Here is an 11,272-nt window from a genome sequence, read left to right on the forward strand (position 1 = left end):
ATATGAACGGCCGTTCATATGGAACGTCGCGCATGACGGCGCAGGAGGCAAGCGGTAAGCGCAGCGGCGGCGGTGCTCCCTAAAATGGCCGACCAGCGGGTCGGCGCGAGAGACGCAGAAGGATGAAGGGGATCAGCAAGAAAAATGCGAAGTAATAGGCGGTGCCGATGCGCAAGAAGATGAGATCTGTACCGTCAGGACCATGAAAGCCAAGAAACACAAGCACCAGCAATGTTATCGCTAACACGGTGCACGACAGTCGCCACGCCCAGCGCATTGAACTCGTGCGCAAGATGTCTGCGCGAACCCAGGGCCAGATCAGCGGCACGAGCATCGCGGCGAACACTCCGGTGACGCCCGCCAGCGCGCCAGGTAGGGCTCGCGCGATGCCGAAGAAGGGCAGCCAGTGGAGCGGCGGGATGAGGTGAGGCGCGTAGAATGGCCTTTCGGCGCCTGCGGGTGGGGGCGGCCCCGACAGCAGCCAAACCAGGGTGACGGTGAAGAAGCCAGCGCCGGCGATCATGAGGGCGAAGAGCCAGAACGACCGCCGGCGCCACGCAGGATAGTGCATGACGGCGAGATCGAACCCGAGCAGCACGATCACCGGGATGGACGAGGGCCAGGTGCCCAGCAGCCACGAGAGGTTGCTGGCGGAATGCCAGTCAACCCTGGTGCCGATGCCCGGGATACTGGCCTGCCAGATAATGCTCCAGGGCGAGACGTAGCCGGCAAACTGGATCAATTCAGATCCGGCCCAGGTCGCGATCAGTAACAGCCAGGTCGCGGTGCGCAGGGAACCAACAATCCCGAGATAGAGCGACACCCCGATATGGATAAAGAACGCCAAAGTGAGCATAAATTCCGCTGGAGGCGGCTGCCATGGGAACGGGCCGAAGCTCCTGATCAGAATCACAAGAACGATGAACAGGCTGACGTCCTGCGCCGCTGGCGTGAGGGGAGACGTGGTTGCCGAAGCGGGTTGGCCGGTCGGCATCCGACTCAAGGTGTGTTGCGGCGATGCGCGATCGCCAGTGCCTGCTCGAGATCGGCGAGCAGGTCCTCCTTGGCTTCGATGCCGACGCTCAGGCGCAACAGGTCGGACGGGGCGGGCGTGCCGTCACCCTCGACGCTGGCGCGGTGTTCGATCAGGCTCTCGACGCCGCCGAGCGAGGTCGCCCGCTTCCACAGGTTCGTATGGGCGGCCGTGGCGATGGCGGCGTGTTCGCCGCTGATGTCGGCATCGCCCCTGACCCGGATCGACATCATGGCGCCGAAGCCGCCCCGCATCTGCTTGGCGGCGACGGCGCGGCCGGCGAACGTCGCCAGGCCGGGATAGAGAACGGCAGCGACGTGGGGATGCGCCACCAGCCGCTCGGCCAGCCACTGCGCGTTGGCGCTGGCCGTGCGCACGCGCGGGAACAGCGTGCGCATGCCGCGCAACAGCAGGTAGGACTCCAATGCCCCCAGAACCGTGCCGAGCTGGCCCCGGATCATCCGGACGCGCTGCCAGTAATCATCCTTGCGCGCGCTCACCAGGGCCCCGGCGATGACGTCGCTGTGGCCATTGAGGTACTTGGTGGCGGCGTGCATGACGATGTCGGCGCCCAGCTCGATCGGGCGGGTGAACACCGGCGTGGCGCACGTCGAATCGACGCCGAGGCGGGCGCCGGCGCGATAGGCGAGGTCGGACAGCGCCGCGATGTCGCTGATGGTCCACAGCGGGTTGGCCGGCGTTTCGATCCAGATCAGTTTGGTCTGGCCGGGCTGGATCGCATCCCTGACGGCGTCGATACGATCGGTGTCGACGAACTGGACTTTCAATCCCCAGTGCGTTGCGAAGTTCATCAGCCAGTTGCGCAGCGACCAGTACATGACCTTGGAGACGATGACATGGTCGCCGGGCGCCAATGCCAGGAAGCAGGCGCTGGCCGCACTCATGCCGGACGAGAACACCAGCGCATCGGCGCCGTTCTCCAGCTTGGCGAGCAGTTCCTCGGGCTGGTTGTAGTTGGGTGAATCGGCGCGGCTGTAGACACGGCCGGAGCGGTACTGGTTGTCGGGGTCTCGCAGGTACGTCGTCGATACATGGATCGGCGGCACGACGGCACGCGTCGTTTCGTCGACCCAGCCCAGCGCTTGCGCTGCCAGCGACTCGGGAGAAAGAGACTTGGATGTCATGAAAGTGCTGCCGTCAAGCCGGCCATGGGTGATGACCGCGCATGGCGCTGAGATTGCCATTTCCCGTCGTCCTGGGCGCAGCGAAGGACCTTGCGGTGTTTGATCACAGATTGTCGGTGCGGAGGATCGCCCGCGCCAGCGTTCTTCGGCAGCAACACCGCAGGATCCTTCGCTTCGCTCAGGATGACGGTAAGATCGTCCATGCCAAGGCGCGGCTGCCAGTCTAGGCCGCGCGCTTTTGCTGGCTGGGGTGATCGCCGCAGATCTTCAGGAAGTTCTCCAGGATCTTGTGGCCATGCTGCGAGGCGATGCTTTCCGGATGGAACTGCACGCCATGGATCGGCAGCGTCTTGTGCCGCATGCCCATGATGATGCCGTCCGGCAGGCGGGCGGTGATCTCCAAGCAGTCGGGCAGGCTGTCGCGCTCGACGATCAGCGAGTGGTAGCGCGTGGCCGAGAAGGGTGAGGGCACATCCTCGAAGACACCCTTGCCGGTGTTCGTGACCTGCGACAGCTTGCCGTGCATGGGCACCGGCGCGCGCACGACCTTGCCGCCGAACGACTGGCCGATCGCCTGGTGGCCCAGGCAGACGCCGAACAAAGGCATTTGCGCCTTGGCCGACGCCGCGATCAGGTCGAGGCAGATGCCAGCCTCGTTGGGCGTGCAGGGACCGGGCGACAGGACGATCCCGGCCGGCTTCAACGCCAGCGCCTCGTCGACCGAGATCTGGTCGTTGCGCCGCACGATGCAGCGCCCGCCGACGTCACCGATGAAGTGGACGAGGTTGTAGGTGAAACTGTCGTAGTTATCGATGACGAGAAGCATGGCCGAACTCCTGTGGGCCGGCACCCTAGACGGTGTTTTGCGGGTTGTCACGGCCTCTACAACCGGGGCACCTGTTGTTCATGACGCTTGGGGCGGCAGGACGTAAATTGGCTGCCCAAAATAGAAGCGACGCACCATTCCCCTCGATGTCCACCGTCCTTGATCCGCTGGTGATCGGCTTGCTGCTGGCGGCCGGCCTGATGCACGCATCGTGGAACGCCATCCTCAAGTCGGACGCCACCGACCGCATCACCACCTTCGGCATCATCATGATGAGCGGCATGGTGATGGGCGTCCTGCTGGCGCCGTTCCTGCCCTGGATCGAAGCGCCGGCCTGGAAGTGGTTGCTCGCCTCGGCCGTCATCCATCTTTTCTATTATTTCTTCCTGCTGCAGGCCTATGCCCACGGCGATCTCAGCCACACCTATCCGATCGCGCGCGGCATGGGGCCGCTGCTGGTCGCCCTGGTCTCGGGTCGGCTGTTGGGCGAGGCTCTGCGGCTGCAGGACGTCGCCGGCGTGCTGCTGCTCAGCGTCGGCGTGATCACCTTGGCACTGCCCACCCGGCGCGCGCCAGGCAAGGCGACGCTCGACGCCGTGCGCCGCCATCGTCTGGCGACGCTGTTTGCCGTCCTGACCGGGTTCAGCATTGCCGGCTACATCATTGCCGATGGACTGGGCGTGCGCGCTGCCGGGCCGACCCTGGAGCACAAGATCGCCTACATCGCGTGGCAGAACATTCTCGAGGGGCCGTGGCTGTTGCTCTTCGCGCTGGCCACGCGCCGCGAATCGGTAAGCCGCTATCTGCGGGGCGGGTGGTGGCGTGGTGCGGCGGGCGGTGCCATTGCCGCCGTCGGATACGGCATCGCCATTTGGGCGATGTCGCAGGGGCCCATGGCCCACGTGGCGGCGCTGCGCGAGACTTCGGTTCTTTTCGGCGCGCTGATGGGCACGCTGCTGTTGGGCGAACCGTTCGGCCCGCGCCGCGTCGCCGCAGCGTGTGTGATCGTTGCGGGCCTGGTGTTGATGAATGGTCCACGACTCTTCTGAGGCCCGGCCGCGGCGTGCTATAGTCGCCGCAACGATAACGGATATTCCCCCTCTGATGACGCAAGGCGCGAAGCGGGCCGCCAAGACGGGCCGCAAGACGACACGTTCCAGGAAAGGCACGCGCGGCCGTGGCAGCAAAGCGCCGGCCACCGCCGGCGCTCGTCTCGATGCCGTCCTGGCATGGGGCGTCGTGCGCTGGCAGCGCCTGCGCCAGGCGGCGGCCTCGCGTCGCATGTCGGTCGGACTGGCTGGCCTGACCGTGCTGATGATCGTGGGCGTCGGCGGCGGCTACTATCTGGCGCAGCTTTTCGTCGGCAACCCGCAACCGCGCGTGGCGGCGACGACGCGGCCGACCCCGCCGGCGGGCACCAAGAGCACGCCGCCGCCGGCACCGAAATATGCCAGCATCGACGAGCTGCCCGACCTGCCGCGCTATACCGAATCGGAAGGTCGGCCGCGGCCGGTCTTCGAGGAGCGCCCGCCGACCACCGTGGCCTCACGGCGGGCGCCGCCCGACGCCACATGGGCGCGCAACGCCATTGCCTTTCAGGACGATCGATCGCGACCGCTGATCGTGATCGTCATCGACGACATGGGGTTGGACCGGCCACGGTCGCGCCGCGTGCTCGACCTGCCGGCGCCGCTGACGGTGTCGTTCTTGCCCTATGCACGTGATCTGCAGGATCAGGCCCGGGCAGCGCGTGGCCGCGGGCACGAGTTGATGCTGCATCTGCCGATGGAACCGATGTCGAGCGGCATGGATCCCGGGCCCAATGCGCTGCTGACGACGCTGGCGGAGGATGCCATCCGGCGGCGGACGGTGGCGGCGCTGGAAAGTTTCAGCGGCTATGTCGCGGTGAACAACCACATGGGCAGCCGCTTCACCACTTGGCGGCCCGGCGTCGAGACGGCTTTGAAGCAGATGCATACGCGTGGCTACGCGTGGCTCGATTCGCGCACCCACGCGCAGAGCGTGGGCGGCCTGGTGGCCGAGGAACTCGGCATGCCGCATGTCGATCGCCACGTATTCCTGGATGACGTCGACAGCTCCGACAACGTGCGCCAGCAACTCGCCGAGACCGAGCGGGTCGCGCGTCGCCAGGGCATCGCCATCGCCATCGGCCACCCGCACGATGCGACCATCAAGGAGCTCGCCGAGTGGCTGCCCGGCCTGCGCGCCAAGGGCTTCATCCAGGGTCCCATCAGCATCGCCATCAAACGCCGCGGCCGCTGGGAATAGGGGGCTATCACCCAGGGCTCGGCCATGATCTTGTGCCCGCAAAGCACCGTTTCATGGTTCGACAAGCCCGGCATGAAGTCGTCATACTGCCGCGCATGAGCTCTACCCTCGCGCGCCCCTATCGTCCGGCCGAGCGTTTGGCCGACAACATCATCCACATCGTCGGTGTTGCGTCGGGACTGATCGCCTGCGTCGTGCTGGCGGTGTTGGCGCTGCCGTCGGCCGGCGCGCGCATGGCGGTCAGCGTCAGCCTCTATGCCAGCGGCCTGATGAGCATGCTGTCGTGCTCGGCGCTGTACAACATGGCGCGCGACGGCACGTTCAAGCGCGTTCTGCGCCGCCTCGATCATTCGGCGATCTTCGTCATGATTGCCGGCACCTATACGCCCTTTGCGCTGCAGGTGATCGGCGGCACCTGGGGATTCGGTCTGCTGGCATTCGTGTGGACAGTCGCCGTGGGCGGCGTGGTGATGAAGCTGGTGTGGCCACACCGGTTCGAGCGGCTGTCGATCGTCGCCTATCTGCTGCTGGGCTGGTGCATCGTGGCGGCGCTTGAACCGTTGCTGGCCGGCATTTCGATCCCGGGCTTCGTGTTGCTGATCGCCGGCGGGGCGCTCTACAGCCTGGGCGTCGTCTTCCACCTGTGGACGCGGTTGCCATTCCAGAATGCGATCTGGCATGGCTTCGTCCTGGCGGCGGCCGGCTGCCACTATGCAGCCATCGTGTACGAGGTCGTGCCCGGCTGAAACCGCGACGGCCAGAAACCCGGAGGAACCGCGATGGATCTCGGCTATCGGACGGCGACGGCGCTGCTGTCGGACCTTGAGGCGCGCCGTGTCGGCTCGCTCGAACTGCTCGACCACCTGCTCGCCAGGACCGACCGCCATAACCCGCCGCTCAACGCCGTCGTCGTGCGTGACACCGAGCAGGCACGCGAGCGCGCCCGGCAGGCCGACGATGCACGCCGGCGCGGCCAATCGTGGGGCCCTCTGCACGGGCTGCCGATGACGGTGAAGGAATGCTTCGATGTCGCCGGCCTGCCCACGACGGCGGGCTCGCCGGGGCTCAAGGCCAATGCCGCGCAGCGTCATGCCGATGCCGTGCAGCGCCTGGTCGACGCCGGCGCCATCATCTTCGGCAAGACCAACGTGCCGTTGTTCGCCGGCGACCTGCAGACCTACAACGAAGTCTACGGCACCACCAACAATCCCTGGAACACGGCATGCGGTCCCGGCGGTTCGTCCGGTGGATCGGCGGCGGCGCTGGCCGCCGGGTTGACGCCGTTGGAACTGGGCAGCGACATCGGCGGCTCGATCCGCAATCCGGCGCATTTCTGCGGCGTCTATGGCCACAAGCCGAGCTACGGACTGGTCTCGATGCGCGGCCACGTGCCGGGTCCGCCCAACTCGCTGCTGCAGGTCGATATCGCCGTCGTCGGTCCGATGGCGCGCTCGGCCGATGATCTCGATCTGGCGCTGTCGATCGTTGCCGGACCGGACGAGTTCAATGCGCCGGCTTGGCGGGTCGACCTGCCGCCGCCGCGGCAGGTGCGACGGCAGGACTACCGGATCGCGGTCTGCGCCGACGATCCGTTCTGTCCGGTCGACAATGAAATCACCGATCTGATCCGGGCTGCCGCGCAGGCGCTGTCCAAGGCGGGCGCCAAGGTCGCCGACGCCAAGCCGGCCCTCGATTTCGGTCAGAGTTTCCGCACCTACTACCAGATGCTCGCGGCGACGATGTCGGCTGATTTTCCGGAGCCGGTGATGCAGGGCCTGGAGGCGAAGGCCGTCGCGGCGGGGGACTCGACGGCCTATCGCGACCTTTTTGCGCGCGGCGCCACCATGCGTCATGCGACCTACATCAAGGCCAGTGCCGTGCGGCAGAAAGAGCGGGCGATCTGGGGCACCTTCTTCCGCGACTGGGATGTCTTTCTGTGCCCGGTGCTGATGACCGCTGCATTCCCGCATGATCATGCGCCCGACATGCTGTCGCGGCGGCTCACGGTCAACGGTCAGGCCCGGCCTTATGTAGACGCGATGCGCTGGGCTGGGTTGATCGGTAACGTGCGGCTGCCGGTGGCAACCGTGCCGGTCGGCCGCACCAAGGCCGGCCTTCCGGTCGGCATGCAGATCGTCGGACCCTACCTGGAAGATCGCACGGCGATCGATGTCGCCAAGTGGCTCGCCGACCTCATCGGGGGCTTCACGCCGCCACCGGGTTATGGCGACTGATACGCCAACACGCGAGGAGTAGAGTCATGGTGTGGCGTTCCTGTCTCGCATGGGCAGCACTGGCTTTGTCGGCCGCCGGCGTTGTCGTGCCGGCGGGCTACGCCCAGGAGCGGGCGCCCCTTTGTCCGGCACCGGCGGGCCCCGTGGTCACCACGACGCCCGCGCCGCGATCGGGCGATGCCAAAGGCATCGGCGACTGGCGCCGGCACGTGGAGCGTCAGCGCGAGACCATGGCGAAGGCGCCTTTCGACACCTACCTCGTGGGCGATTCGCAGGCCTACAATTGGCCCCTGGATATCCTGCAGCGCCGGCTGCCGGGGCGTACCTTCAATTTCGGCGTCAACGGCGACCGCGCCGAAAACGTGCTGTGGCGGCTTCAGCAGGTCGACTTTCCGGCCGACCTGCGGGCCGACATCATCAATCTCATCGGCACCAACAATCTCGACCGGCCGGCCTGCGAAGTGGTTTGGGGCATTGCGGCCGTGCTGGCCGAAGAGCGACGCCGCGCGCCCGCGGCCCGGCTGGTCGTCATTTCAATGCTGCCGCGCGGTGAACGCCTCGCCAGCTTCGTCGACAAGATCAAGACGGTGAACCACGACCTGGCTCTGCTGTCGGCGGCGCAGGGCTATACCTTCGTGCCGGTTCACGACAAGCTGCTCTGCGAGGCATACGACAAGGCGCGGTGCCACTACTACACCGGCGACCACCTGCACTTGCGCCGCGAGGGCTACGAAGTGGTCACGGACACGCTGGCAGCGACCCTGTCGCGCGGCGGCAAGCGCTGATGCGGATGCGGCGTTAGCTCATGCCGTGACGGTTGCCGGCTGAGCGGCCTGCGCCTGGCGCTGCAGCAGCCAGTCGATGTACTCAGAGCACAACTCGCGCTCGCTCACCTGCGTGCCCGCGCGCGACAGGTAGGTGGTGTCCGGATGGATGAACTTGACGCCGAAGAACGCCGCGACGCTGCGGTGAATCGGCAGTTCGGCGTCGCGCAGCAGATTGCCCTGGGGTAGCTCGTCGTCCTGCAGCGTGCGAAGCCCGAGCGCGGCGAACATGCGATTGGAGATTGCGTTCACGATGTAGTTGGCGGCGTGGTAGGGCGAAAAAAACGTCTGCCGCTCGAAGATGTTCTGCGCGTAGATGTCGGAAATGGCGACGTCGCATTCGGTCTCGAGCTGCTGCATGCCACCCAGCGCCAATCGATAGAGGCCCTTGAGGTCGAACTTCTCCGCCAGATTGGCGGCGAGGTACTGCTCCAGTATCGCCGCCTTGGATCCGCCCTGGCGCACAAGATTGATCAGCAGCTTGTCGCCCCAGGGAAAGCGCCCGTGCTTGTAGCCGGGTTCCGGTTTGACCGTGTAGTCCTGGAAGAACTGGGGCCACAAGTGGCTGGCGTGCATCGCGGGGAAGCGTACGGTTCTCGCATCCGGCGGCAGCGCCGAGACAATGGCGGCGAACCTCTTGCGGAATTTCTCGCCGTGGACCATCTGCGCCAGCACCAGATCGCAACTGGCGGCAACCTCCTGGACGGCCGGATCATCCTTATAGTTCTCGACGATCCGGATGTCCGTGGTGGCCAGGTCCGGGTGAGCGCGCACGGCTTTTGCCACCACCAGGCCCTGGCAATTGGCGTAGATGAGGATCCGCTTGGCCATGTCGGCGCCCTGTCACAGCGATTGCAGCAACTCGACGAGTGCGCCGACATTGGGCACATCGAAGGCGCGGTCGATGGGAATCGTCTTGCCGAAGATGCCCTCCAATCCGACGATCAGCGAGGCATGCGCGACCGAATCCCAGCCGTTGACATCCTCCGCCGATGTCTCCGACGTGATGGTTGCCGGGTCGACACCGAAGGTGTCGGCAATCACATCGCGGACGCGTTCGAAAGTGAGGTCCTGAGACATTCAGCGAGATTCCCGATTGAGGTAGCGCAGGCGGTTGAGTTCGCGGCTGATCTTGCCGCTCGTCGTCTTGGTCAGCGTACCCGGCGTCTCCACCACGACCGCGTTGATGACCAGTCCCATGGCGGCGGCGACGCGGGTTTTGACCTGACGCGGCAGGGTTTGCACAGCGCCTTCATCGCGCGTTTCCAGCATGACGACGATCTGGTTCGTGCCGAGTTCAGCTGCCGGGACGTCGATGGCGACGCTACGGCCGGGAATGACTCCGGGGACGTCGTTCACGGCGTCCTCGATCTCGTGCGCATAATAGTTCCGGCCGTAGACGGTGATGAGATCGTCCGTGCGACCGGTGACGTAGAGGTGGTCCTGCCACAGGAACCCGAGATCGCCGGTGTGGTACCAGCCGTCGCGCAGTTTGCGTGCCGTCTGTTCGGGCAGGCGATGGTAGCCGGCGAACAATGACGTGCCGCGGATGACGATCTCGCCGACAGCGCCGTCGTCGAGTTTGGCGCCGTCCTTGCCGACGATCCGTATCTGGGTGTTGGCGATCGCCGGACCGCAGGACAGGAACTCGATGGCATCGCCCTGTCCCGACACTTCCTCGATACGGTCGTGTTGGGCAAACGCGGCACGATCGGCCCGCAGGGGCTTGAAGGGCTGGGAGAGATCGGTCTGCGTCACGGCGAACACGTTCTCCGCCATGGCGTAGGAAACCTGCAATGCGTGCTCGTGTACGCCAGCGGCATGAAAGCGCTGCAGGAATGTACGGAAAGTGTTGGCCTTGCACGGTTCCGAGCAGTTGATGAACGCGCGCATCGACGACAGATCGAAGGTGCGGGTAGGGGGCACGACGCGGGCGAGATGACTGAAGGCGAAATTCGGCAGCCAGCAGAACGTGGCACGATTGGTCTCGATGACATCCAGCAGAGACTCGGGCCGTACGACCCACTCGAAGGGATCGAGGAACACCACGCGCGAACCCACGATGAGCGGCATCATGAGCGTCGCGATGAGACCCATGTCGTGGTAGAGCGGCAGCCACGAGGCCACGACGTCATCCGGCCCGAAGTCGAGCTTCTGCGCATACGTGGTGACCTGATCGAGGATGGTGTGATGTGTCAGCATCACGCCTTTCTTCAGCGATGTGGTCCCCGAACTGTGCTGCAGCAGGGCGACCTGATCGGGGTCGATCTCCTCCATGGCAGCGGCGGTCGCTGGGTCTGTGACGGCTTCCGTCAGCAGCAGTCGATCGAGGTACTCCGGGCAATGCGCGGCGAACTTGTCGCGATTGGCGGGAAACGTGATGATCAGCTTCGGTTCGATGCGATCGAACAGTTTCTTGTGCGACGTCCAGTAGTACGCGGCGTCCTGCTTCGGCGTCGCGTAGGGCATGAAGGAGGGGATGGCGCCCAGTTCCATCACGCCGCAAAAACTTGTGGCGAGGTCGGGGCCGTGGTCGAGGATGATGATGACGACGTCACCGGGACCAACACCATGGCGCGCGCAATGCGTTGCGTACCGGCCTGAACCCGCGAGCAGATCGGCGAACGTGAGCTGATGCGATGCGCCGCGCGCGCGAAAATCGGCAAAGACATCGTGCGGACGCTGAGCAGCGTGCTGCCGCATGGCATCATTGATCGTGCGAATGGGCCTGCCGCCTGCTGCGATCACGTCGTGGGCGCTGCGATCAACCGTCGGGCGCGTGCGCTCGATATTTTCATACGCCATGGTCGACTGTGGAACTCCGGCGCTGCTGCGAATATCGCAGCTCAATTACTGGACGAAGATTATGACTGTTTTCTTGAAATGCCGGCGTTTTCCATGATCCGGAAGTATATTTATTG

Annotated in this window: 12 protein-coding genes; 5 read left to right on the top strand and 7 right to left on the bottom strand. The window is 65.4% G+C overall.

All coding sequences use genetic code 11. From position 1 onward, the window contains the following. Positions 1-79 precede the first annotated feature (79 nt). Genes FQU96_RS20865 through FQU96_RS20880 form a run of 4 tightly spaced genes read right to left on the bottom strand, consistent with a single transcriptional unit; the run spans position 80 to position 3,004 of the window. Positions 80-994, bottom strand: coding sequence for a hypothetical protein (locus FQU96_RS20865; RefSeq protein WP_146543252.1), 915 nt, complete (start codon positions 992-994; stop codon positions 80-82). Between the two features lie 5 nt (positions 995-999). Beyond that, entirely contained in the window at positions 1,000-2,178 is a 1,179-nt protein-coding gene (locus FQU96_RS20870) for a PLP-dependent aspartate aminotransferase family protein (RefSeq protein WP_146543253.1), read from the bottom strand. After that, a complete protein-coding gene (locus FQU96_RS20875) occupies positions 2,175-2,381 on the bottom strand; it encodes a hypothetical protein (RefSeq protein ID WP_146543254.1) in 207 nt (68 codons plus the stop codon). The genes FQU96_RS20870 and FQU96_RS20875 overlap by 4 nt, the downstream gene beginning before the upstream one ends. 20 nt (positions 2,382-2,401) lie before the next feature. Next, positions 2,402-3,004 carry an aminodeoxychorismate/anthranilate synthase component II gene (locus tag FQU96_RS20880; protein ID WP_146543255.1) on the bottom strand — a complete coding sequence of 201 codons (603 nt, stop codon included), beginning with the start codon at positions 3,002-3,004 and terminating at the stop codon, positions 2,402-2,404. Positions 3,005-3,150: 146 nt separating this feature from the next. On the opposite strand from FQU96_RS20880, the gene FQU96_RS20885 reads away from it, so the two are divergent. From FQU96_RS20885 to FQU96_RS20905, 5 genes are all read left to right on the top strand, one after another. Beyond that, positions 3,151-4,053: an EamA family transporter gene (locus FQU96_RS20885; RefSeq protein ID WP_178130612.1), complete on the top strand. Its 903-nt coding sequence runs from the start codon at positions 3,151-3,153 to the stop codon at positions 4,051-4,053. Between the two features lie 55 nt (positions 4,054-4,108). Further along, positions 4,109-5,293 (top strand): divergent polysaccharide deacetylase family protein, encoded by a 1,185-nt coding sequence (locus FQU96_RS20890; RefSeq protein ID WP_178130613.1) that lies wholly within the window; start codon positions 4,109-4,111, stop codon positions 5,291-5,293. A gap of 95 nt (positions 5,294-5,388) precedes the next feature. Next, entirely contained in the window at positions 5,389-6,039 is a 651-nt protein-coding gene (locus tag FQU96_RS20895) for a hemolysin III family protein (protein ID WP_146543258.1), read from the top strand. A gap of 33 nt (positions 6,040-6,072) precedes the next feature. Next, positions 6,073-7,527: an amidase gene (locus FQU96_RS20900; protein WP_146543259.1), complete on the top strand. Its 1,455-nt coding sequence runs from the start codon at positions 6,073-6,075 to the stop codon at positions 7,525-7,527. A 26-nt stretch (positions 7,528-7,553) separates the two neighbouring features. Beyond that, entirely contained in the window at positions 7,554-8,312 is a 759-nt protein-coding gene (locus FQU96_RS20905) for a GDSL-type esterase/lipase family protein (protein ID WP_146543260.1), read from the top strand. Positions 8,313-8,330: 18 nt separating this feature from the next. On the opposite strand, the gene FQU96_RS20910 is transcribed toward FQU96_RS20905, so the two are convergent. From FQU96_RS20910 to FQU96_RS20920, 3 genes are read right to left on the bottom strand one after another with little or no spacing between them, the layout of a single operon-like run. Further along, the gene (locus FQU96_RS20910) at positions 8,331-9,182 is read right to left on the bottom strand and encodes a WcbI family polysaccharide biosynthesis putative acetyltransferase (RefSeq protein WP_146543261.1); all 852 of its coding nucleotides are present in this window, start codon (positions 9,180-9,182) and stop codon (positions 8,331-8,333) included. Positions 9,183-9,194: 12 nt separating this feature from the next. Continuing rightward, positions 9,195-9,431, bottom strand: coding sequence for an acyl carrier protein (locus tag FQU96_RS20915; protein WP_146543262.1), 237 nt, complete (start codon positions 9,429-9,431; stop codon positions 9,195-9,197). Continuing rightward, complete coding sequence (locus FQU96_RS20920) at positions 9,432-11,156, bottom strand: AMP-binding protein (RefSeq protein ID WP_146543263.1); 1,725 nt, start codon at positions 11,154-11,156, stop codon at positions 9,432-9,434. Positions 11,157-11,272: the final 116 nt, after the last annotated feature.

Origin of the sequence: Reyranella sp. CPCC 100927, assembly GCF_007859315.1 — a bacterium.
In the GTDB taxonomy this organism is placed as follows: Bacteria; Pseudomonadota; Alphaproteobacteria; order Reyranellales; family Reyranellaceae; genus Vineibacter.

Bases quoted from the DNA above. Each gene is read 5' to 3' on its own strand.
- FQU96_RS20865 (WP_146543252.1), bottom strand. From the start codon at position 994: ATGCCGACCGGCCAACCCGCTTCGGCAACCACGTCTCCCCTCACGCCA.
- FQU96_RS20870 (WP_146543253.1), bottom strand. From the start codon at position 2,178: ATGACATCCAAGTCTCTTTCTCCCGAGTCGCTGGCAGCGCAAGCGCTG.
- FQU96_RS20875 (WP_146543254.1), bottom strand. From the start codon at position 2,381: ATGGACGATCTTACCGTCATCCTGAGCGAAGCGAAGGATCCTGCGGTG.
- FQU96_RS20880 (WP_146543255.1), bottom strand. From the start codon at position 3,004: ATGCTTCTCGTCATCGATAACTACGACAGTTTCACCTACAACCTCGTC.
- FQU96_RS20885 (WP_178130612.1), top strand. From the start codon at position 3,151: ATGTCCACCGTCCTTGATCCGCTGGTGATCGGCTTGCTGCTGGCGGCC.
- FQU96_RS20890 (WP_178130613.1), top strand. From the start codon at position 4,109: ATGACGCAAGGCGCGAAGCGGGCCGCCAAGACGGGCCGCAAGACGACA.
- FQU96_RS20895 (WP_146543258.1), top strand. From the start codon at position 5,389: ATGAGCTCTACCCTCGCGCGCCCCTATCGTCCGGCCGAGCGTTTGGCC.
- FQU96_RS20900 (WP_146543259.1), top strand. From the start codon at position 6,073: ATGGATCTCGGCTATCGGACGGCGACGGCGCTGCTGTCGGACCTTGAG.
- FQU96_RS20905 (WP_146543260.1), top strand. From the start codon at position 7,554: ATGGTGTGGCGTTCCTGTCTCGCATGGGCAGCACTGGCTTTGTCGGCC.
- FQU96_RS20910 (WP_146543261.1), bottom strand. From the start codon at position 9,182: ATGGCCAAGCGGATCCTCATCTACGCCAATTGCCAGGGCCTGGTGGTG.
- FQU96_RS20915 (WP_146543262.1), bottom strand. From the start codon at position 9,431: ATGTCTCAGGACCTCACTTTCGAACGCGTCCGCGATGTGATTGCCGAC.
- FQU96_RS20920 (WP_146543263.1), bottom strand. From the start codon at position 11,156: ATGGCGTATGAAAATATCGAGCGCACGCGCCCGACGGTTGATCGCAGC.